Source organism: Amycolatopsis bartoniae (assembly GCF_014191255.1).
GTDB classification, from domain to species: domain Bacteria; phylum Actinomycetota; class Actinomycetes; order Mycobacteriales; family Pseudonocardiaceae; genus Amycolatopsis_E; species Amycolatopsis_E bartoniae.
The window spans coordinates 363,772-385,214 of the sequence record NZ_JACHWH010000001.1 but is presented as its reverse complement, the minus strand read 5'-3'; the positions used below and the strand labels follow the sequence as shown (position 1 = coordinate 385,214).

The window sequence follows — 21,443 nt, the reverse complement described above, 5'->3', positions numbered from 1 at the left end:
CTGCGGAAGCGCTGCTCTGTTCAGGCGGTGCCGAGTTCGCACGGTTACCTTGGGTGGCGTTTTTTGGCATGGTGTACCTGTGACCGCCGATTCGGGCACGCACGCCACCTCGAAGGGCACCGACGACCTGGTCTCCCCCCACACTCCGGCCCTGGTGCTGTGCGCCATCGACGAACCACTCGCCCGGGCCTGGCAGTCGGTCGTGGACCGGGTGGACGGTGCCGCGCGCGTGCACCACGGCTCGGTGCTCGACGTGGCCGCCGAGGCCGTGGTGAGCCCGGCCAACTCCTACGGCTGGATGCGCGGCGGCATCGACGCGGTGTACGCGCGGGCGTTCCCCGAGGTCGAGCAGAACGTGCGCAGCGCGGTGCTGGCCTACCACGGCGGCGAGCTGCCGATCGGCGAGTCCGTGATCGTCCCCACCGGCGAGCCCGCGCCCGCCTGGCTGATCAGCGCGCCGACGATGCGCGAGCCGGGCGAGCGGCTGCCCGAGGACACGGTGCACCCGTACCTCGCGGCGCGCGCGGTGTTCCTGAAGTGGCGCGACGGCAAGCTGGAGCACGGGGCCGAAGTCCGCCACGTGGTCGACACCATCGCGATGCCGGGCCTCGGCACCGGCGTCGGGGGCGTGAGCCCGGAGACCTGCGCCCGTCAGGTCGCCGCCGCGTGGGCCGAGGTCTTCGGCGGCGTGCAGTAACTCACAGGGCGTTCGACGCGCGTTCGACTTACCGTTGGAAGAGCGTTAAGCAGACGTCGCCGCCAGCCCACCGACGGGCAAGGAGTGTGGGAATGCCACGGGTTCGTGAGCTCAGCCCCTACGTCGAGCTACACCGGGAACAGTGGCGGGAGCTGCGCCGCAGCACCCCACTCCCGCTGACCGCCGAAGAGCTCCTGCGCCTGCGAGGGCTCGGCGAGCAGGTCGACCTCACCGAGGTGGCGGAGGTGTACCTCCCGCTGTCCCGGCTGATCAACCTGCAGGTCGCCGCGCGGCAACGGCTCTACGAAGCGACCACGACGTTCCTCGGCGAGGACTGCCGGGGCACCAAGGTGCCGTACGTGATCGGCATCGCGGGCAGCGTCGCCGTGGGCAAGTCGACCACGGCCCGCCTGCTGCGCACCCTGCTCGCGCGCTGGCCCGACCACCCCAGCGTCGACCTCGTGACCACCGACGGGTTCCTGTACCCGCGGGCCGAGCTCGTGCGGCGCGGCATCATGCACCGCAAGGGTTTCCCCGAGAGCTACGACCGGCGCGCGCTGCTGCGGTTCGTCGCCGAGGTCAAGTCCGGCGCCGAAGAGGTCAGCGCGCCGGTGTACTCGCACCTCGCGTACGACATCGTGCCCGGTCAGGAGCAGGTGGTCCGGCAGCCGGACATCCTCATCATCGAGGGCCTGAACGTGCTGCAGCCCGGCCCCCGGCTGATGGTCTCGGACCTGTTCGACTTCTCCATCTACGTCGACGCGCACACCGAGGACATCGAGCACTGGTACGTCGAGCGGTTCCTCAAGCTGCGCCAGACCGCGTTCTCCGACCCGGCCTCGCACTTCCACCACTTCGCCGGCCTGCCGGACGACGAGGCGCGCGCCGAGGCCCGGCACCTGTGGAAGACCATCAACGAGCCGAACCTCGTCGAGAACATCCGGCCCACCCGGCCGAGGGCCACGCTCGTCCTCCGGAAGGACGCCGACCACTCCATCAACCGCGTGCGCCTGCGCAAGCTGTAGGCGCCCGATCGGCCGATCGGCTGATGTTGTCACCCGGTCAGTAACCGGTTGGCCGATACCGCGCACATCGCGTGGACCGCACCCTGGTTGAAACAGGAATTGCACCCCGACCAGGGAGGAGGCACACCGATGGCGACCATCGTGTTCACGTGGATCGGCGCGGTGCTGGGCATCGTGGTGCTGCTGGCGATGGCGGCCGGAGCGTTCGTCGTCGACTTCGACGACGCGCTCGCGGCCCGCACCGAGAAGGCCCCGGAAGGCACCGCGGGGCCTTGACCCGTCAGCCGAGCTCTTCCAGGGCGCGCAGGTAGTCGTCCAGGTCGAACTCGAGGCCGTCGCCCTCGCCGGTCTCCAGCCGCTCTTCGAGCGCCGCGGCCAGCTGCGCGATCACCTCGGTGCGCTGGAGGCCACGGGTGAGCAGCCGCTGGGCGGCCTGCCACACCTCGGCGGGCTCGTCGTCCCACAGCTGGTCGACGAGCGTGGTGTGCGCGGCCAGGCGCAGGAACGACTCCTCGTCGAGGTCGTCCTCGGCGAGCGAGTCCTGGAAGTCCGGGTGCTCGCCGATCACCAGCAGGCGCCGCTGCTCCGGGTCCGACGGGTCGAGCTCCACCTCTTCGCCCGCGATCTCGGTGTACACCGAGGGAATGGCGAACTGGCGGCGTTCGAGCACCGCGGCGGCGGCCTGCTCATCGAGGTCCTCGGCGTCCTCGAGGTACGCGTCGAGGCTGGACTCGGTCTCCAGGCTGCGCTCGTAGATGCGGTCCTCGACCGCCTCGATCAGCGGCTCGACGGCGTCCGCGGGCAGGCTGTCGCGCTGCGCGCCCCAGCGGGCCCACGCCGGCAGCACCGCGTCGAGCACCTCGTCCTGCTCGTCGGTCAGCTCGATCGCGCCGTCGTCGACGAGGTCGACGAACGAGGCGAGCTTGTCGGGGCCGACGCGCAGCGGGGTGCGCGGGTCGTGCTCCATGCCGAACTCGATCAGCCGCAGCGCGCACACGCGGGCCGCTTCGGTGTCCTCCAGGTCGAGGGCCGCGCGGAAGAACTCGTCGATCGTCTCGGCCTCCTCCTCCGCGGAGAGGACCCGCGGCGGGTCGACCGGCTCGGGCTCGGGCAGCGACCGCGTGCGGGCCATCGCGAGCGCGCGGAAGCGCACGTAGTCGTCGGTGACCTCGGGCTCGGTCTGCAGCTCCGTGCCCACGAACGCGTCGGCGAGCAGCTGGTGCGCGCGACCGGGCGTGATCGGCTCGCACGTCACGAGGTTCCCGCTCTCCGCGGCCTGGCTCTGCATCTCGGAAATCACCTCAGCGGGTGACTCGACGATGACCGCCTCGTCCGCCCAGCCGCCGAACAGCGCGTAGCCGATCGACACCAGCAACCCGTGCGCGGACTCGCCCTCGCCGAAGACACACAGGACGGACGTCTCGTCGCCGTACACATCGGAGGTCCGCCAGCACTCGCCGACCTGCACCTGGTTGAGCGCCCTGGCCCAGTCCGGCTCGCCGAGCCCCAGCTTGTCCAGCGCGAGCCCGGCGGCCTCCCGCTGCTCCTCGGTGGGCGCCAGCGACCGCAGCGCGGCCAGCGGCGCCACCAGGCGCTCCGGCTCGGGCGCCTCGGCGGCGAACTCGATCAGCTCGGCGGCCAGGTCGTCACCGGCCTCCCACCACTCGCCCAGTATCTCGGAGGTCACCAGCTCGACCCGCAGCGGATCGGCGGCCGAGTCCAGCTCGGCGAACTCACGCAGCACCTCTTCGAGCAGCTCGCTTCCGCTCGCCGCGTCTTCGCTCGATTCCTGCTGGGGCAGCTCGGTCATGAGTCACATAGTGGCACCGGCGCCGGGCGGTGCCACCTTCACCCCTTGGGCAGCGCGATCCGCGCCTGCCGGATTTCGGCGAGCAGCCGGGCCTTGCGCTTGTGGGTGGTCACGAGCTCGGCGAGATAGGGCGCGAACTCGTCCGCGGTGCCCGCCTTCCGGTGCAACTGCCGGATCCTGCGCAGCCGCTTCGCGGCCTGTTCGTAATGGCTCGCGCCTTTTTGCTCGATCAGGTGATTGACAAACAGTTTGTACACGTCGATCACCTCGCCGGGCGCTTCGGCTTCCCGCAGTTCGGCGACCTGGAGCAGCACCGGCAGCGAGCAGGGGTACCGCCGCGCGGCCTGCCACGCCTCCTCGGGGCGTTCTTCGGCGAGCAGCACCCGCACGAGCTCGTCGGCGGCCGCCTCGTCCGACTCCGCGGATTTCCGCAGCACGGCGAGCGCCGATTCCCGTTCCGTTTCCCAGCGGCCGAGTTCGACGGCGGCTTCGCGCAACGCGAGGAAAGTCTTTTCCGACGGGGCGCGCCGGAATTCGGTGCCACGGGTTTTCACCGCGTCGTCGTTCTGGTTGAGCGCACGGGCGGCGTACGCGACGGCCTCCGCCGTGCGTCCCGCCCCACGCAGCACGCGGACGATCTTGAGCCGCACGTCGAGCCGTTGCGGGCGGCGGGACAGGATTTCCAGCAGCGCGTCGACGTCACCGGACAGTTCCGCCAGCTGCTCGGCGAACCGTTCGGCGGCCGGCCCATGGTGTTTGTCCACTATGGACTTGAGTTGCGTGAGACCGCTGTCTCCCAACGGTTTCACGAAGGCCGCCAGGTCGATCTCTGCTCCGTGGTCGAGCGCGGCCGACGCGAGCCACTCGGCGAGGTCGGCCGGCGGCCGGTTCGCGCAGGCGCGGGCGTAGAGCGCGACCGCGCGCCGCACCACGGCCGGATCATCCTGCTGCGCCTTGAGAACCCGCTCCACCGTGCGCCGCGCGAGCGGGGCCAGGTCGGCCGGGGAACCGGAGTCGAGCAGGCGCTGCACGGTGTCCAGTACCGCGGCGATCTTCGTGACCTCACCCGCGTGCCGGTCGACCTCGGCGGGCTCCTCCCCACCGGCGCGCAGCTGCAGTCGCGCGTGCAGCTCGGGGTCGCGCTCGGCCTGTTCGTACAGCAGCCCGGCGAGGGTCTCGGCGTCGAGCGAGCGGAGGTAGCCCTGCAGGTCGGTCACCGGCACATCCTGGCCTACCCACGCAGGGCAGGGGGAACCTCGGCCGCCTCGGCTTCCCGCTCGTGCTCGAAGAAGTCGTCGAACATGTCCTCGACGTCGGCGAGCAGGTGCTCGACGGCCGCGGCCGACAGGCCCTGGCGCGGCCCCTGCCAGCCCGCCCACGCGAGCAGCGTGTCGCGCAGCGACTCGACGGCCTTGTCGTCGAGGTCACGCGTGTGCAGCAGCTCGTCGAAGAAGAACTCGAACTTGCCGGGGCTCACGTGCAGCGGCTCACGCTCGTCGACGTCCTCGCCGAACTCCGCGAGCAGGTGCACGAACTCGGCGTCGACGTCCTGGGCCGTGGCCAGGAACTCCTCGACGGCGCCGTCGTCCTGCCGCGCCGGCGCGGGCGGCTCGGCCTCGGGCATCGCCCGCAACCGGGCGAGCACGGGAACGCGGGCGTCGGTCAGCGGGTCGTCCTCGGCGGGCTCGGGCAGCTGCGCGGCGACGCCGTCGTTGACCGCCATCGCGTCCTCCAGGACCCGGCGCGCGCGGGCGAGCGGAACGGGACCCGTGACCAGCAGCTCGTGGCTGCTTTCGTCCAGTTCGGCCAGGATCTCCTCGTGCTGGGTGGTCAGGTACGCCTCCAGCACCCCGGCGTAGCGGTCGGTCTCGACCACCAGCGCGTGCTCCCGGCCGCCGCGCTCGCAGCGGAACAGCAGGAACGACTGGTCGCCGTAGACGTCGGTCTGCTGGTGGCACTCCACGACCGTCACCTCGGACAACGCCCCGGCCCAGCTCGGCTCCTTCATGCCCAGCGCGGCGAGCCGGGCCGCGGCGGCGCGGGCGCGTTCCCGCAGTTCGGCGCCGGGAGAAAGCGCTTGCAGCGCGCACAGCAACGCGAAACCGGCGGCACTCTGGCGCGACGCGGCGTAACCGACCAGCGGGAAGCCGACCTCGCGGGTGGCCGCCTCCGGCTCGCCGACGAGCCAGAAGCTCCCGACGACCTCGGCGGTCAGCAGTTCCACGTCCAGCACGTCGTCGGAGGCCGCGACCTCGGCGAACGCCTCCAGCGCTTCGTCGAACCCGGCCCGCAGCCCGGCGTCCAGGGCGGGCTTCTTCTTCTGGGGTTTGGTCCTGCGACCGCGGCTGACCGGACTCATGCGCTCATGGTGTCAGCCTTGCGGTGCGTTCCCGCCTTCGGCATCGCGAACCGCGCGTTCCGGATCTCCACGACGAGGCGGGTCTTGCGCCGGTGCCGCTCCAGCAGGTCGGCGAGGTAGTGCGTGAACTCGTCCGGCGTCTCGGTGCGGCGGTGCAACCCACGCAGTTCCTTCAGCACCCGCACCGCTTCCTGGTAGCGGGAAACGTCCTTCTGCGCGATCAGTTCCTCGACGTACAGCCGGTACAGGGGAATGGCGTCCGCCGGTTCGAGCGCGGCCAGCGCGGCGGCGCGTTCCTCCGGCCAGCGCTCGCCCGCGGCCTGGCGCAGGGCGGAATACGTTGCGGTGTCAGGGTTTCTGCGGAACTCGGCGCGGCGCAGGGCGAGCAGCCCGCCCTGCGGGCGGTCGCGGTGCACGAGGGTCCGGGCCGCGTGCGCGACCGCCTCGCCGTGCCGCCCGGCGGCGCGCAGCACGCGGACGATGCGGAGGTCGACCTCCGGCGTCGGCGCTTCCTCGGCGAGGAGGGTGAGCAGGGTGTCGACGTCGCCGGTCACCTCGGCGAGCTGTTCGGCGAGGCGGCGGGCGACGTTCCGGCGTGGGCCGGCCCGCTCGGCGAGCACCCTGTCCACTGTGGACTTCAGCCGGTCGAGGCCGCGCTCGCCGAGGGCACCGGCGAAGTCGGCGATGCGGGGCTCCGGCCAGTCCGGGCGGTGGAACGCGACGCCGAGGATCCAGTCGACGAGCAGCACCGCGTCGGGCGGGTGGGTGGCGCAGGCCCGCGCGTAGAGGGCGATCGCGCGGCGGCGCTCGGCGGTGGTCGCGTGCTCCAGGCGGTCGAGGGTGCGGCGGGCGAGCGGGGTGAGGTCGGCCTGGGTGCCGGCGTCGAGGAGGCGCTGCAGCATGTCGAGCGCGGGCCCGGCCTTGGCCGCGGCGGCGGCGCGCCGCTCCAGCTCCCGCCGCAGTTCGGGGTTCCGCTCGGCCTCGGCGTGCAGCAGCTCGGCCAGCGTCTCCGCGTCGAGCGTGCGCAGGTACGCGCGGAGGTCGGGGGCCGGATGCACGGGCCTATCCTGCCGGACCCGAAGGAGTGTCACCGTCACCCACGAGCGTTGACTTCTCGCAGGTCACGGCCACGCTCCGTCAGCTCAACCGGTGAAGAAGTACTCGCCGTAGGTACTTCGGTCGATGTCGGCGAGCAACGGTACGGGCGAGTTCTCGCGGACGCTGTCCGGGTACTTCCGCCACCGGCCCATCTCGTCCGACCAGTAGTAGAGGGTCCACATCCCGTCCACGCCGTAGCGGAGCTGAGCGAAGGGCCGTTCGGCCTGCTCGGACCACTCGGGGCGCTTCTCGACCAGCGTCACCATGCGCCCGCGCCAGCGGGACACGATCCGGTTGTCCGCCGGTACGCGCCGTTCACACCAACGATCGATCTGCCGTTGTTGGAGCTCCGGGATCGGCGACATACACACAGTGATACCGCATCCGTGGCGCAGGCACGGATGGAGTACACGCACCTCACACAGGCCATACTCGGTGCCCGTGACCCTCGACGACCTCGTCCAGCGCCTGCGCGACTTCGCCGCCGCCCGCGACTGGGAACAGTTCCACACGCCGAAGAACCTGGTCATGGCGCTGTCGGGGGAGGTCGGCGAGCTGACGGCGCTGTTCCAGTGGCTCACCCCGGAGGAGTCCGCGCGGGCGCTGGAGGACCCGGCGCTGTCCGCCGAGGTGCACGACGAGCTCGCCGACGTGACCCTCTACCTGCTCCGCCTGGCCGACGTCCTGGGCGTCGACCTGCTGACCGCCGCGGCGGCGAAGATCGACCGCAACGAGCAGCGGTTTCCGGCGGGGTGACCAGTGGGCCGGCCCGCACCGAACGGGATTCTGGTATCCAGGGGACGTGGATCCAGTGGTGCAGACAGCGCACGGGGCAGTGCGGGGCCGGACGGCCGATGGCGTCAGTGCGTTCAAGGGCATTCCCTACGCGGCTCCCCTCGACGGGGTCCGGCGGTTCCTGGCGCCGCAGCCGCCCGAGTCCTGGGACGGTACGCGGGACGCGTTCCGGTTCAGTGCGGACACCCCGCAGGGCACGCTGCTGCCCGGGGTGCCCTCGTCCTGGACGCCGGGGGACGACACCGAGTCGCTGACGGTCAACGTGTGGACGCCCGATCCGGGGGCGAGCGGGCTGCCCGTGATGGTGTGGATCTACGGCGGGGCGTTCCTCATCGGCACCTCGCGCCAGCCCGAGTACCACGGCGAGAACCTCGCCCGCGGCGGGGTGGTCGTCGTGACGCTGAACTACCGCGTCGGGTTCGAGGGGTTCGGCTGGCTGCCCGGCTCGCCCGGCAACCGCGCGTTCCTCGACCAGCTCGCGGCCCTGCGCTGGGTGCAGGACAACATCCGCGGCTTCGGCGGCGACCCCGGCAACGTCACGATCTTCGGCGAGTCCGCCGGCGCCACCGCCGTCGCCGCGCTGACCTCCGCCGACGCCGGGCGCGGGCTGTTCCGCCGGGCGATCGGGCAGAGCATCGCGGGTGGCTTCCAGTCCGTCGACACCGCCCGCGCCACCTCCGAGCGCATCGCCGCGGCGCTGGGCACGGACCTCACCGCCGACGCGTTCGGCGAGCTTCCGTCCGAGGCGATCCACGGCGTGCAGACGCTGCCCGGCACGATCACGCCCTTCGGCCCGGTCCTCGACGGCGACCTGCTCACCGGCGTGCCGTGGGAGAACCTGCGTGGCGAGGTCGACCTGGTCGCCGGGTTCAACCGCGACGAGTACCGGCTGTTCTCCGTGAACGAGGACCTGAGCACCAAGGACCCGGCGGTCACCGCGGCCGCGTTCGGCGTGCCGGTCGACGCCTACCGCACGGCGTACCCGGACCTCGCCGACCCGGACCTGTACGTGCTGATGATGTCCGACGTGATCTTCCGCATGCCCACGACGTGGTGCGCACAGAACCACCCCGGCCGCAGCTACCTGTACGAGCTGACCTGGCCGAGTCCCGCGTTCGGCGGGATGCTGCGCTGCTGCCACGCCCTCGACCTGCCGCTGACCTTCGGCAACTTCGACGGCCAGCTCGGTGCGATGGTCCTCGGCGACCCGATCCCGCCCGAGGCACGGACGATCTCCGAGGAGATCCGCAAGGCCTGGACATCCTTCGCGACCACCGGTGACCCCGGCTGGCCCGAGTACGAGCCCGGCGAGCGGCTCGCCCGGATCTGGGACACGCAGATCTCCGTGAAGTCCGATCCCGAAGGCGCGTCACGGCGGATCTGGGCCCGCTAACCTGGGGATATGGCCATCGAGGTGCTGCTCGTCGACGACCACGAGGTCGTCCGCCGCGGACTGAAGGAGCTGCTGGGCGACGAGCCGGACATCGAGGTGGTCGCCGAGGCGGGCAGCGCCGACGAGGCACTGGCCGTCGCGATGCACGTCGAGCCGGACGTGGCCGTGGTCGACGTGCGGCTCGGGGACGGCGACGGCGTCGCGTTGTGCCGGGAGCTGCGGTCGAAGCCGAACCCGCCGCAGTGCCTCGTGCTCACCGCGTTCGACGACGAGGAGGCCATGGTCGGCGCGATCATGGCCGGCGCCGCGGGTTACCTGCTCAAACAGGTGCGCGGACAGGACGTGGTGAACGCCGTGCGCGAGGTCGCCGCCGGCCGGTCGCTGCTCGACCCCCTAACCACCGCGCGCGTGCTCGACAAGCTGCGCCACCCGCGGGAGGACGAGCTGGACCAGCTCACCGAGCGGGAACGCAGCGTGCTCGAACTGATCGGCGACGGACTGTCCAACCGGGAGATCGCCGAACGGCTGTTCCTCGCGGAGAAGACCGTGAAGAACTACGTCACGTCGGTGCTCGCGAAGCTCGGCATGCAGCGGCGGACGCAGGCCGCGGCGTGGGTCGCGCGGCGCGGCAAGTAGCTACGCGGTGGCGAGGTGGTAGCCGCGGCCTGGCCGGACCACCGCCGCGACCAGGCCGACCAGCGCGCCGAGAACGGTGTCGAGCAGCCGGTCCGACGCCAGGCCGAGCACGTCCGGCGGGGTCAGCAGTGAGCTGAGCAGCAGTGTCAGCGGCGTGATGAACAGCATGGCCAGCGCGTAGTTGCGGATCACCGTCAGCTCTCCGCACAGCAGGGCGATCACGATGCACGCGAGCTTCGCGGGCGTGGGCAGGTGCGCGGCGAGCAGCAGGCCGCCGAGCACGACGCCGGCGAGCGTGCCGAGCATCCGCTGGACCGTGCGGTGCAGCGTGTGGTTGAGGTGCGTGGACTGCAGCACCGCCGCGGCCGCGATCATCGTCCAGTACGGGTGGCCCAGGTCCAGGAAGTGCGCGAGCAGCCCGGCCGCCAGCACGCCCGCCCCGACCTTCGTGGCGCGCGGCAGCTCGTGCGAAGGCAGCCGCACGGCCGAGCGGAGGCCTTCGCGCCAGGAGATCTGCTTGTCCGCCGGCTCGCGGAAGAACAACCAGCCGACCATCCCGACGCACCACGCGACGACCGCCGCGAGGGCCGCGATCCCGATCTGCGCGCCGGCCTGCGCCCAGGACACCGGCAGGACGGCGGTGGTGGCGACGGCGAACACGAAGATCAGCCCGCCCGGCGGGCCCGCGCTGACGGCGTCGGTGAGCAGCTTCGCGAGCGCCGCGACGACCGCGACGAGCACCGTCACGGGCACCGGCCCCCACCCGGCCGCGGCGGCGGCGCTGCCGAGCGCGACGCACAGCACGAGCCCCGCGCCGACGGCCGCGAGCAGCCGGCTACGCACCGCGTACGGCTCGAAGCGTCCGTGGACCGCCGTCATTCCGCCGAACGCGGCCGCCGGAGCCAGAGCGGTGTGCCCTGTGAGCACGACAGCGGCGAGGACTATGTTCGCCCCGGTCATGGCTCGCAACGCCGATGTGCCGGCAGGTCCCGTCACCGGGCGCAACCGCCACCAGCCCCGAAGGGCGAGCGCGCGGCGCAGGTCGGAACGATCCATATATTTCACGAGTAAAATACTACCGAAGCTTTCTGCGCGAAGGAGCAGTCCGGTGAGCGATCTCATCGATAGAGCCCAGCGCCAGTGGGGGGAGGTGCGGCCCGACCTGGACACCTCGGGCATGGCCGTGATCGGGCGCGTGCTGCGGCTCGCGTCGCTGATCCGCCGGGACACCGACGACCTGCTGGCCGGGCACGAGCTGACCAGGGCCGAGTTCGACGTGCTGTGTGCCTTGCGGCGCAACGGCGTGCTGAACCCGGGCCAGATCAGCCGGGAGATGCTGTCGTCGGGCGCGGCCATCACGAAACGCCTCGACCGGCTGGCGCGCATGGACCTGGTGACGCGCACGGCGAGCGAACGCGACCGTCGCGTGGTGCAGGTCCGGCTCACCGACAAGGGCACCGCGTTGATCGACGACCTGCTGCCCCGCCAGCTCGAAGCCGAGCGCAGCGCGCTGGCGAACCTGTCCGAAGTGGACAGAGCCGAACTGGCCGGCCTGCTGGGGACGGTGCTGCAGACCGTGGAGGGGTTGAGCGTCTAGCCCCGCAGGGGATCGCCGTCGGCCTCACGCAGGGCCTTGATCACGCTTTCGAGATGCGCCCGCATCGCGGCCTGGGCACGCTCGGGGTCGTGCGCGCAGATGCCCTCGATGATCGCCAGGTGCTCGGGCAGCGAGACCGACGGGCGCCCGGGCCGCATCGCGAGCCGGAACTGGTGACGCACGCTCTGCCCGCGCAGCCGCTCCAGCACCTGCCCCGCCGTGCGCTGCCCGCTGATCTCGCGGACCCGCCGGTGCAGCCGCTGGTTGAGCCCCGAGTAACCGACCACGTCACCGCCCGCGACGGCCTGGCGCATGGTCTCGCCCAGCTGCTCCAGCTCCGCGATCTCCTCGTCGTTGATCCGCTCCGCCGCCTTGGCCGCACACAGCGCTTCGAGCATCATCCGGACCTCGGAGATCTCCACGGCCTCCTCGATCGACACGGCCCGCACGCGGGCGCCGCGGTTCTGGACCCGCTCGACGAGCCCTTCGTTCGCCAGCTCGATCAGCGCGGCCCGTACGTTCGCGCGGCTCGCGGAGAACTGGGCGGACAGATCGGCCTCGACCAGCCGCTGGTTGGGGACGAAGTCACCGCGCACGATGGCGTCGCGGATCGCGACCACCACCGGCTGGTCGCCCAGGGTTTCCGTCACTGCTTCCCCACTCCTCTGGCCGCGATTGTTGACAATTTTGTCGCGGGTCTCGTTCAATCGATCGTAGTGCCTGTTTCCCGAAGCTCAAGGAGTCCGTTATGCCCGGTACGCCAGTGACGATCGCCGTCCTCGGACTCGGCGAGGCGGGCGGCGCGCTGGCGCGAGACCTCCTCGCCGCGGGTGCCGTCGTGCGAGGGTACGACCCCGCGGTGCCGGCGACCGACGGGATCATCGACACGGGTTCCGAGGCCGAGGCGGCCGACGGCGCCGACCTCGTGCTCAGCGTGAACAGCGCCTCGGTCGCGGTGGACGCGCTGCGCGCCGGGCTGCCCAGGACCACCGGCATCTGGGCCGACCTGAACACCGGCTCCCCCGGGCTCAAGCGGCAGCTGGCGCAGGTCGCGGGCGACGTGCCGTTCACGGACATCGCGATCATGGCGCCCGTGCCGGGCCGCGGGCTGAAGGTGCCACTGCTCGCCAGCGGTCCCGCCGCGAAGCGCACGGCGGAGATCCTCACGTCGCTGGGCGCGTCGGTCGAGGTGATGGACGGCGAAGCGGGGCTGGCGGCGGAGCGGAAGCTCCTGCGCAGCGTGTTCTTCAAGGGCATGTCGGCCGCGGTCGTCGAAGCGCTCGAAGCGGCGCGCGCGGCGGGTGTCGAGGACTGGCTGCGCGGCGTGATCGTCGAGGAGCTGACGAACGCGAATGCGTCCACAGTGGACCGGCTGGTGACCGGTTCGTACAAGCACGCCAAGCGCCGCACCGAGGAGATGGCCGCCGCGGCCGAGATGCTCGGCGAGCTGGGCGTGCCCGCGAACGTGGCGGCGGCGTCCCGCGATCAGCTCGCGCGCCTGTCCGGTTCCAGCGGCAGGTCGAACGCCACCAGCGTGCCGAGGCTGGGCGAGGAGTTGAGATAGAACTTCCCGCCCGCGCTCTCCGCTCGCTCGGCGAGGTGCCGCAGGCCGCGTGTCGCGACTCCCTGCGGCACACCGGCGCCGTTGTCCCGCACGCGAAGCCGGACCTCGTTCGCCTCCCGCTGCAGGCTCACGCGCGTCTCGCTCGCCCCCGAGTGGCGGACCACATTGGACAGTGCCTCGCGCAGCGCGGCGCGGATGTGGTCGGCCCGCTCGGCGGGGATGTCGGCGAACTCGCCGGACAGCTCCAGCGTCGGCGGGTAGCCGAGCAGCTCCTCGGCGATGCGGACCTCGTCACGCGCGGACTCGGCGAGGTCGGTCCGCGGCGCCTGCTCCGGCTCCGGCGCGGGCGAGCGCAGGCTGTGCACCGTCGCGCGGATCTCCTCGATGGTCTGGTCGAGCTGGTCGATCGCCTCGCCGAGCCGGGCCGCGTCGGTGCCCGCGAACCGCTTGCGCATCCGCCGCCGCACGCGGTCGAGCTGCATCCCGGCCGCGTACAACCGCTGGACGATCACGTCGTGCAGCTCGCGCGCGATCCGCTCTCGCTCCTGGTACAGCGTCACGCGATGCCGCGCGTTGGCGCCCTCCGCGAGAGCCAGCACCACGCCGACCTGCGCCGCGAACGCCGTCAGCACCTCGACCGTGCCGGGCGAGAAGCCTTCGCTGCCCCTCGTCCGGTAGACGACGAGCGAGCCGAGCACGCGGCCGCCGGCCCCGAAGGGCGCTGCCGCGAACGGCCCGTACCGGCGCAGGTCACCGGGCACGTGCGGCGCCGTGCGGGGGTCGACGGTGAAGTCGTCGGTCACCACCGTCTCGCCGCCGCGGGCGACCTTGCCCGCCACCGAGTCGGCGGGCAGCAGCAGGCCGCGCAGGTCCTTGGGGTGCGAGCCGTACGCCGCCTCGACCACCACGCTGCCGTCGTCCGCGCGCACCATCACGAGCCCGAGGTCGGCCCTGGCCAGCTCCGCGGCCTTCTGCACGACGGAGGGCAGCACCTCGTCGGGCTCGTCGCCGGACAGGGCCGCGGTGGTGATGTCGGTGGCCGCGGTGAGCGCGTGGGCGGCAAGGGTCGGTTCCATGAGCGAGGTCAAGAGTAGACGCCTTCCGGCACCCCCGCCGTCACGCGGCCGTCCCGCACTTCGAGCACCAGATCGGCATCGGCGGCCTCCTCGGGGTGGTGCGTGACCTGCACGACGGTGCGGCCGGCGAGGGCGTCGCGGAGGTTCGCCCGGACCTCCCGAGCGGTCGCCTCGTCGAGGTGCGCGGTGGGTTCGTCGAGCAGCACCAGACCGGCGGGCGCCACGAGCGCGCGGGCGAGCGCGAGCCGTTGCGCCTGGCCGCCGGACAGCCCGCTGCCCGCGCTGCCGAGCACGGTGCCGGGGTCCAGTTCGGACAGGCACACCGCCTGCAGGGCGTCGGACAGTCGCTCGTCGTCGGCGTGCGGATCGGCGAGGCGCAGGTTCTCCGCGACGGTGGTCGAGACCAGCTGCGGGTCCTGCGGCGCCCACGCGACCTCGGCGGGCACCACCGCGCTGCCGCGCACCGGCCGCAGGAAGCCCAGCAACGCGGCGAGCAACGTCGACTTCCCCGCGCCGGACTCGCCGACGACGGCAACCCGCGTGCCGGTCGGGATTTCCAGGTCGACACCCCGCAGCACGGGAGCGCCGCCGGGCCAGGCGAAGTCCGCGTCCCGGATGACGACGTGGTCGCCGTGCTCGGGTTCTTCCGCGGCCGGGATGTCCAGAGCCAGCCGGGCCCGCGCGTCCCGCAGCGTGTCCCAGTGCTGCGCGACCGGCGGCAGGAGTGCGAGGACCTCGCCGAGCGCGAGCGGCACCAGCGCGACGACCGGCACCAGCGCGGGGTCCATCCGCCCGACGGCGAGTGCGGTGCTCACGACCGCGGCGATCCCCGTGAGCAGCACGATCAGCCCGTCCGCGGCACCGGCGCCGAGGGCCTGCCGCCGCGCCTGGCGGACCAGTTCGGCATCGGCCGCGGCGAGGTCGTCGCGGCGGGCGCGAGCCTTGCCGAACGCGAGCAGTTCGGCCGCGCTCTCGAACAGGGCGAGCACCTTGGCGGCCACCGCGCGACGGCCGTCGGCGAGGGCCGCGGAGGCGCGGCGGGCCAGGTGCAACGCGAGCAGCGGAGCGCCGAACGCGCCCAGCAGCACCGCGACCGCCAGCACCAGCCCGGCAGACGGCAGCACGACGGTCTGCACGGCGACCGCGCACGCCAGCACGAGACCGGCGACGACCGGCGGCGTGAGCACGCGCGGCAGCAGGTCACGGACCGTGTCGACGTCGGCGACCAGCCGGCGCTGGTTCTCGCCGTGCCGGAGGCTGTGCGCGGGGCCGAGCCGGACGAGCGCGCGCCACAGGTCGACGCGCAGCCGCCCGGCGATGCGGAACGCGGCATCGTGCGTCGTGAGGCGCTCGGCGTAGCGCAGGCCCGCGCGGCCGAGGCCGAACGCGCGCACCGCCACGACGGCAACCGTGAGCGTGAGGATCGGCGGCTGTTCCGCGGCCTTGGCGATGAGCCAGCCGGACGTCGCGGTCAGCGCGAGGCCCGCGAGCAGTGCCAGTGCGCCGAGCGCCGCACCGGCGAGAAAGCGCTTTCCGACCAGCCCTCGCACGTTCCCGCCGCCCGGAGTCGTCGGCTGTTCGGTGGGCACGACTCCACTGGTTCCGGCGACAACCACCGCCTCCGGCCGGTCATGCGCGGCGATGACGACCGCGGCGCCCCGGCTGCGCGCGGTCTCGATGGCCGACATGACCCGTGCGGCGTTGGCGGCGTCGAGGTGCGCGGTGGGCTCGTCGAACAGCAGCAGCCACGCGTCCCGCGCGAGCGCCCGCGCGACGGCGACCCGCTGCCGCTGGCCGAGGGACAGCTGGTCCAGCCGCGCCGACTCGAAACCCGCCAGGTTCAGCTCGGCCAGCAGCTCGGGCGACGCCCCGGCCAGCTCCTCACCCACGGTTTCGGTGGTGAACACCGGCAACTGCGGCACCCAAGCGACCTGTGTTCTGAATGTTGACATCTGGACGTCCGAAAGATCGACATCCGAAATGGTGACTTTGCCGGCCGCGGGCCGGACGAAGCCCAGCAGCACGGCGAGCGTCGTGGACTTGCCGACACCGCTCGCCGACCGCAGCCACGCGATCTCGCCAGGGCGGACGGTGAACGACTCGCCGTCGGGGGCGAAACCGTTGCGGCGCGCGACCTTCAGGCCCTCGACGCGGACCACGCCGGGCGCCGGCACCACGGTGCCGTCGGGCAGGGTCGGCTGCGTGAGGACCTCCGCCACGCGGCGCACGGCCTCGACACCGTCCTCGCTCGCGTGGAAGGCCGCGCCCACCTGGCGCAGCGGCTGGTAGCACTCCGGCGCGAGGATCAGCACGCCCAGCCCGATCGCGAGCGGCAGGTCGCCGTTCACCAGCCGAACCCCGATGAGCACCGCCACCAGCGCCACGGACAGCGTCGCCGCGAGCTCCAGCACGAAGGCCGACGAGAACGCGACCCGCAGGGTCTTCAACGTCGCGCGGCGGTGCCGCTCGGACACCACGCGGACGGTCTCCGCCTGCGCCTCCGCCCGGCGGAACGCGGCCAGCACGGGCAGTGCCCGCACCAGTTCCAGCAGCTGCCCGGACAGCCGGTGCAGCGCGTCGGTCGCGGCGGCCGCGCGGGCGGCGGTGTACTTGCCGACCAGGATCGCGAACACCGGCAGCAACGGCACGGTCAGCGCGATGATCACCGCGGAAGGCCAGTCGGCGAACAGGATCGCGGCACCCGCGCCGAGCGGCACCACGGCGGCGGTGACCAACGCGGGCAGGTAGTCGGTGAAGTAGGCGTCGAGCGCGTCGAGACCCCGCGTGACCAGCGCGGTCAGCTCGGCGGGACCGCGGCCGGCGATGTCCTCCGGGCCGAGGCGCAGCACGTGGTCCACGACCTTCGCGCGGAGCTCCTCCTTCGCTCCGGCGGCGGCTCGCGCGGCGACGACGCGCAGTGCCCACGCGATCAACCCCCGGGCGACGACCACGCCCAGCAGCACGGCGAGGTTCGTGACCTCGCGCCCGGCGACGACCGACGCGAGCAGGAAGGCCTGCGCCACCAGCGCGGCGGCGTTGAGCAGGCTGAGGACAGCGGCGAGGGCGAGCGCCCGGCGCGCCGCCCCGGAGAGGGCGGGCAGCGCGCCGAGCGGCCCCTTTCCCAGACGCACTGTGTCCGTTGTGGACACTTCGGCGGGAAGGGTGGTGCGACCGGGAAACCTCATGGTGTGTGGACCGGCGGGATGTGCGCGGTGCTCACGCGCTTGCGGAACACCCAGTACGTCCAGCCCTGGTAGACGAGCACCGCGGGGGCGCCGAACGCGCCGACCCACGTCATGACCTTCAGTGTGTACGGGCTCGACGACGAGTTGTGCACGGTCAGGGAGTTCGCTGCATCCATTGTGGACGGCAGCACGTCCGGGTACAGCGCCCCGAACATCGTGACCACGGCGGCCGCGATCGTCACACCCAGCGCGGCGAACGCCTGGCCGTCGCGGTCGGCGGCGAGCTTCTGCCACGCCGTGACCGCCCCGCCGACAGCCACCGCCAGCGGCACCAGCGTCCACAACGCGCCTTCGCGGAACTGCACGACCAGCAGCAGCACGAGCAACGGCACCAGCGCGACCGGCAGCATCCGCACCGCCAGCAGGCGGGCGCGCTCCCGCACGTCGCCGCTGGTCTTCAGCGCCAGGAACGCGGCGCCGTGCACCAGCGAGAACCCGACCACGGCCAGCGCCCCCAGCAGCGTGTCCCACCGCACGGCCGCGAACGCCGAGCCGATCCGGTTGCCGTACGCGTCGAGCGGCAGGCCGAGCACGCTGGTGGTGAGCAGCAGTCCCACGCCGAGCGGCGGGATCCACGAACCCAGCACGATCACGCGGTCCCAGTTGCGCCGCCAGCGCGGCGAGTCCACCTTGCCGCGGTACTCGAACGCGACCCCGCGCCCGATGAGCGCGAGCAGCACGAGCAGCAGCGGCAGGTACGCGCCGGAGAACAGCGAGGCGTACCAGCCGGGGAACGCGGCGAACGTCGCGCCCGCGGCGACGATCAGCCACACCTCGTTGCCGTCCCACACCGGGCCGATCGTGTTGATCAGGACCCGCCGCTCGGTGTCGTTCCGGCCCAGCACCGGCAGGAGCATGCCCACGCCGAAGTCGAAGCCTTCGAGGAACAGGTAGCCCAGCCAGAAGAGCACGATGATGCAGAACCACAGGGTCGCCAGGCTCATCGCGCGTCCTCCTCACTTCTATCCACAGGCTTGTGCACAGATATCCCTAGTTGTCCACAGGTCAGTAGGCGAAGGACAGCGAGTCCGTCTTCGACTCGTCCTGCCGGGGAGGTGGCAGCACGCCTTCGACCCCGCCGCGGACGTACTTGCGCATCAGGAACACCTCCACCACGCCGAGCACCGCGTACAGCGACGTCAGCGCGACGAGCGAGGTCCACACCTCGCCTGCGGACAGGTGCGACACGGCCTGTGCGGTGAACATCCACACCCCGTCCACCCCCGACGGGTTCGGCACCACGACGAACGGCTGGCGGCCCATCTCGGTGAACACCCAACCCGCGCTGTTGCCGATGAACGGGGTCGCGATGCCCAGCAGCGCCAGGCGCGGGAACCACTTCGAGTCCGGGACGCGGCCTTTCCGCGTCAGCCAGAGCGCCAGCACGCCGATGCCCGCGGAGATCGCCCCGAAGCCGATCATGATCCGGAAACCCCAGTACGTGACCGGCAGGTTCGGCGTGTAGTCGATCGGCTTGCCGGCCAGCTCGCCCAGCGCCGGGTCGTCCGGGTAGTTCGTCCCGTACTTCGCCTGGTACTGCGACACCAGGTCCTCCACGCCCTTGACCTCGGTCTTGAAGTCGCTGTGCGCGAGGAACGACAGCAGCGCGGGCACGTTGAACGTCTTGACGTCCTCGCAGTTCTGCTTCGAGACGTCGCCGACCGCGATGATCGAGAAGCTCGCCGGCTGCTCGGTGTGGCACAGCGCCTCGGCCGAGGCCATCTTCATCGGCTGCTGCTCGAACATCAGCTTGCCCTGCGTGTCCCCGGTGATCGCCAGCGCGGCGAACGCCACCACGCCGACCCAGCCGCCGAGCCGCAGCGAGGTCCGCCAGACATTCCGGTGCTCGTCGTCGCCGTTCCGCTTGCGCCACAGGTGCCAGGCGGCGACGCCGACGAGGAACGCTGCGGCCACCGAGAACGCCCCGGCGATGGTGTGCGGGATCGCGGCGAGCGCGGTGTTGTTCGTCAGCACCGCCCAGATGGAGTTCATGGTCGGCCTGCCGTTGACGAAGTCGACGCCGACCGGGTGCTGCATCCACGAGTTCGCCGCGAGGATGAAGTAGGCCGATGCCACCGTGGCCAGCGAGAACGCCCACGCGCAGGCCAGGTGGACGCGCTTGGGCAGCCGGTCCCAGCCGAAGATCCACAGCCCGAGGAAGGTCGACTCGACGAAGAACGCGACGAGCCCCTCCATCGCGAGCGGCGCGCCGAACACGTCGCCGACGAAGCGCGAGTACGCGTTCCAGTTCATCCCGAACTGGAACTCCTGCACGAGGCCGGTCACCACGCCCATCGCGAAGTTGACCAGCAGGAGCTTCCCCCAGAACTTGGTCATCTTGTAGTACCGCTCGTGCCCGGTCCGGACCCAGGCGGTCTGCATTCCCGCGACGAGCACGGACAGGCCGATCGTCAGCGGAACCATGAGGAAGTGGTAGACGGTCGTGATCCCGAACTGCCACCTCGCCAGTTGGAGTACGTCCACGCTGTCCAGCCTGCTCGCGGGACTCCTCCTTCATCAGGTCCCGGAGTCCTGATCTTGGCGGGACCTAGGTCCTGCCGTGGACAAGCGGGGCGCTCGTTCCGTATCGTCTTAAGCGGAACTAGCAACCCGCTTAGAAGGAGTGGACATGCGCGTGGTGGTCCTCGGTGTGACGGGAAAGCAGGGCGGCGCGGTCGCGAGACGCCTGCTCGCGGACGGTTGGCAGGTGCGCGGGGTGACGCGGGACCCGTCGGGCGCCAGGGCACAGGCCCTCGCGGCCCAGGGCGTCGAGATGGTGACGGCGCCCTCGTTCAGCGGCGTCGAGGCCGTGTTCGCGGTGCACCCAGGACCGCTCGCACCCGAGCTCGACGAGTTCGCCGACCTGGAACCGGTGGTCAAAGCCGCCGGGGACGCGCACCTGGTCTACAGCTCGGCGCTCGGCGCGGACCGTTCGCAACCCGCGAAGCACGCGGTCGAACAGCTCATCGCGGACCTCGGCGTCTCCGCGACGGTGCTGCGCCCGTCCTCCTTCATGGAGAACTACCTCGACCCGCGGTTCGGCCTGTTCGGCGGCGAACTGCGCACCGCGCTCAACCCCGGCACCCGCCAGCAGCTCATCGCCGTCGACGACATCGCCGCCTTCGCGGCCCTCGCGTTCGCCGAACCGGACCTCCTGCGCGGCCGCACGCTCGACCTCGCCGGGGACGCGCTCACCCCACCCGAGATCGCGGCGGCCGTGAGCGCCGCCACCGGACGCGAGGTGCCGTACGTGCACCTGCCGATCGAGGAGCTGCGCAAGGTGAACCCCCGCTTCGCGCGCGGGTACGAGCTGATGAACTCGATGCCCGAACCGTCCGCGGACTTCTCGGAGCTGCGGAAACTGCACCCGGAGCTGATGACGTTCGAGACCTGGCTGACGCGGACAGGCGCCACTCAGAAATTGTTTCGGCGCGCCGAAAACTGAGTTTGGCGAGTACTTCCCGGACAATTCGCGAGATCGATCTGCTGGCCTTTTCCGGTCGCTCCCCTTTATCGTTGCAGTGAAAGGGGTGCGATTCCGACATGAGTACCGCGCTGCTGGCGCTCGTCAGCACGTTCGCCCTGGTCCTGGCCGTGGAGCTACCCGACAAAACGCTGGTGGCGACGCTCGTCCTGACCACGCGCTTCCGGGCATGGCCGGTGTTCGCCGGGGTGTCCGCGGCATTCGCCGTGCAATGCGTCATCGCGGTGTTGTTCGGGCACGTGCTGACCCTGCTGCCGGGGAACCTGGTGGCCGGTGTGGTGGCCGTACTCTTCGGGCTCGGCGCGTTCATGTTGCTCCGCGAGGGCTTCTCCTCGAAGCCTGACGGTGCGGAGGACGCGGCCCGTTCGGGCCCGCGGGCGACGACGTTCCTGCGGTCGGCGATGACGTCGTTCGGGGTGCTGTTCGCCGCCGAGTGGGGGGACGCGTCGCAGCTGGCCACGGCCGGGCTCACGGCGCGCTACGGGCAGCCCGTCGCGGTGGCCGTCGGTGCCTTCGCCGCGCTCGTCGGGGTGGCCGGGCTCGCCGTGTTCCTGGGCCGGAAGATCCGCAGCCGGATCCGGCCGCAGCTGATCCAGCGCATCGCCGGGTTCGTCTTCGCCGCGCTCGCCGCGGTCGCCGTGTGGCAGGCGATCCCGTGGTGACC

At 71.9% G+C, this 21,443-nt stretch carries 21 protein-coding genes; 10 read left to right on the top strand and 11 right to left on the bottom strand.

The window, feature by feature from the left end; translation table 11 throughout:
• Window positions 1-79 precede the first annotated feature (79 nt).
• From FHX82_RS01955 to FHX82_RS01945, 3 genes are all read left to right on the top strand, one after another.
• Complete coding sequence (locus FHX82_RS01955; RefSeq protein WP_145934967.1) at window positions 80-697, top strand: macro domain-containing protein; 618 nt, start codon at window positions 80-82, stop codon at window positions 695-697.
• 92 nt (window positions 698-789) lie between these two features.
• On the top strand, window positions 790-1,722 hold the full coding sequence (gene coaA, locus FHX82_RS01950; protein ID WP_145934968.1) for a type I pantothenate kinase: 933 nt from the start codon (window positions 790-792) through the stop codon (window positions 1,720-1,722).
• Between the two features lie 129 nt (window positions 1,723-1,851).
• Window positions 1,852-1,998 (top strand): hypothetical protein, encoded by a 147-nt coding sequence (locus FHX82_RS01945; protein ID WP_183176425.1) that lies wholly within the window; start codon window positions 1,852-1,854, stop codon window positions 1,996-1,998.
• Between the two features lie 4 nt (window positions 1,999-2,002).
• On the opposite strand, the gene FHX82_RS01940 is transcribed toward FHX82_RS01945, so the two are convergent.
• The 5 genes from FHX82_RS01940 to FHX82_RS01920 all read right to left on the bottom strand — a co-directional run bounded on the left by FHX82_RS01940 (window position 2,003) and on the right by FHX82_RS01920 (window position 7,354).
• Window positions 2,003-3,532: a hypothetical protein gene (locus FHX82_RS01940; RefSeq protein WP_145934969.1), complete on the bottom strand. Its 1,530-nt coding sequence runs from the start codon at window positions 3,530-3,532 to the stop codon at window positions 2,003-2,005.
• A gap of 38 nt (window positions 3,533-3,570) precedes the next feature.
• The gene (locus FHX82_RS01935) at window positions 3,571-4,749 is read right to left on the bottom strand and encodes a hypothetical protein (protein ID WP_229880791.1); all 1,179 of its coding nucleotides are present in this window, start codon (window positions 4,747-4,749) and stop codon (window positions 3,571-3,573) included.
• Between the two features lie 14 nt (window positions 4,750-4,763).
• Window positions 4,764-5,891, bottom strand: a complete 1,128-nt coding sequence (locus FHX82_RS01930; protein WP_145934971.1) for a hypothetical protein — start codon at window positions 5,889-5,891, stop codon at window positions 4,764-4,766.
• Window positions 5,888-6,949 carry a hypothetical protein gene (locus FHX82_RS01925; RefSeq protein ID WP_145934972.1) on the bottom strand — a complete coding sequence of 354 codons (1,062 nt, stop codon included), beginning with the start codon at window positions 6,947-6,949 and terminating at the stop codon, window positions 5,888-5,890. The genes FHX82_RS01930 and FHX82_RS01925 overlap by 4 nt, the downstream gene beginning before the upstream one ends.
• A gap of 84 nt (window positions 6,950-7,033) precedes the next feature.
• Complete coding sequence (locus FHX82_RS01920) at window positions 7,034-7,354, bottom strand: DUF3024 domain-containing protein (protein ID WP_145934973.1); 321 nt, start codon at window positions 7,352-7,354, stop codon at window positions 7,034-7,036.
• A 76-nt stretch (window positions 7,355-7,430) separates the two neighbouring features.
• Between FHX82_RS01920 and FHX82_RS36725 the strand changes: the two genes are divergently transcribed.
• Genes FHX82_RS36725 through FHX82_RS01905 form a run of 3 tightly spaced genes read left to right on the top strand, consistent with a single transcriptional unit; the run spans window position 7,431 to window position 9,813 of the window.
• The gene (locus FHX82_RS36725) at window positions 7,431-7,745 is read left to right on the top strand and encodes a nucleotide pyrophosphohydrolase (RefSeq protein WP_145934974.1); all 315 of its coding nucleotides are present in this window, start codon (window positions 7,431-7,433) and stop codon (window positions 7,743-7,745) included.
• Between the two features lie 46 nt (window positions 7,746-7,791).
• Window positions 7,792-9,177, top strand: a complete 1,386-nt coding sequence (locus FHX82_RS01910; RefSeq protein ID WP_145934975.1) for a carboxylesterase/lipase family protein — start codon at window positions 7,792-7,794, stop codon at window positions 9,175-9,177.
• A 9-nt stretch (window positions 9,178-9,186) separates the two neighbouring features.
• The gene (locus FHX82_RS01905; protein WP_145934976.1) at window positions 9,187-9,813 is read left to right on the top strand and encodes a response regulator; all 627 of its coding nucleotides are present in this window, start codon (window positions 9,187-9,189) and stop codon (window positions 9,811-9,813) included.
• Here the strand turns inward: FHX82_RS01905 and FHX82_RS01900 are convergent, their stop codons facing one another.
• Window positions 9,814-10,869 (bottom strand): FUSC family protein, encoded by a 1,056-nt coding sequence (locus tag FHX82_RS01900; RefSeq protein ID WP_145934977.1) that lies wholly within the window; start codon window positions 10,867-10,869, stop codon window positions 9,814-9,816.
• A gap of 52 nt (window positions 10,870-10,921) precedes the next feature.
• On the opposite strand from FHX82_RS01900, the gene FHX82_RS01895 reads away from it, so the two are divergent.
• On the top strand, window positions 10,922-11,410 hold the full coding sequence (locus FHX82_RS01895; RefSeq protein WP_229880785.1) for a MarR family winged helix-turn-helix transcriptional regulator: 489 nt from the start codon (window positions 10,922-10,924) through the stop codon (window positions 11,408-11,410).
• Here the strand turns inward: FHX82_RS01895 and FHX82_RS01890 are convergent.
• Window positions 11,407-12,060: a GntR family transcriptional regulator gene (locus FHX82_RS01890; RefSeq protein ID WP_145934978.1), complete on the bottom strand. Its 654-nt coding sequence runs from the start codon at window positions 12,058-12,060 to the stop codon at window positions 11,407-11,409. The two genes, FHX82_RS01895 and FHX82_RS01890, sit on opposite strands and share 4 nt — an antisense overlap.
• 98 nt (window positions 12,061-12,158) lie before the next feature.
• Here FHX82_RS01890 and FHX82_RS01885 point away from each other — a divergent pair, with 98 nt between their 5' ends.
• Window positions 12,159-12,974: an NAD(P)-dependent oxidoreductase gene (locus tag FHX82_RS01885; RefSeq protein WP_145934979.1), complete on the top strand. Its 816-nt coding sequence runs from the start codon at window positions 12,159-12,161 to the stop codon at window positions 12,972-12,974.
• On the opposite strand, the gene FHX82_RS01880 is transcribed toward FHX82_RS01885, so the two are convergent.
• From FHX82_RS01880 to FHX82_RS01865, 4 genes are all read right to left on the bottom strand, one after another.
• Entirely contained in the window at window positions 12,896-14,050 is a 1,155-nt protein-coding gene (locus FHX82_RS01880; RefSeq protein WP_145934980.1) for a GAF domain-containing sensor histidine kinase, read from the bottom strand. The genes FHX82_RS01885 and FHX82_RS01880 overlap by 79 nt on opposite strands.
• 8 nt (window positions 14,051-14,058) lie before the next feature.
• Window positions 14,059-17,235 (bottom strand): thiol reductant ABC exporter subunit CydD, encoded by a 3,177-nt coding sequence (cydD, locus tag FHX82_RS01875; RefSeq protein WP_145934981.1) that lies wholly within the window; start codon window positions 17,233-17,235, stop codon window positions 14,059-14,061.
• Entirely contained in the window at window positions 17,232-18,239 is a 1,008-nt protein-coding gene (gene cydB / locus FHX82_RS01870; RefSeq protein WP_145934982.1) for a cytochrome d ubiquinol oxidase subunit II, read from the bottom strand. The genes cydD and cydB overlap by 4 nt, the downstream gene beginning before the upstream one ends.
• A gap of 61 nt (window positions 18,240-18,300) precedes the next feature.
• A complete protein-coding gene (locus FHX82_RS01865; protein ID WP_145934983.1) occupies window positions 18,301-19,779 on the bottom strand; it encodes a cytochrome ubiquinol oxidase subunit I in 1,479 nt (492 codons plus the stop codon).
• Between the two features lie 145 nt (window positions 19,780-19,924).
• Between FHX82_RS01865 and FHX82_RS01860 the strand changes: the two genes are divergently transcribed.
• Together FHX82_RS01860 and FHX82_RS01855 are read left to right on the top strand one after the other, a co-directional pair.
• Window positions 19,925-20,740: an NmrA family NAD(P)-binding protein gene (locus FHX82_RS01860; protein WP_145934984.1), complete on the top strand. Its 816-nt coding sequence runs from the start codon at window positions 19,925-19,927 to the stop codon at window positions 20,738-20,740.
• Between the two features lie 98 nt (window positions 20,741-20,838).
• Window positions 20,839-21,441, top strand: coding sequence for a TMEM165/GDT1 family protein (locus FHX82_RS01855; protein WP_145934985.1), 603 nt, complete (start codon window positions 20,839-20,841; stop codon window positions 21,439-21,441).
• Window positions 21,442-21,443 lie beyond the last annotated feature (2 nt).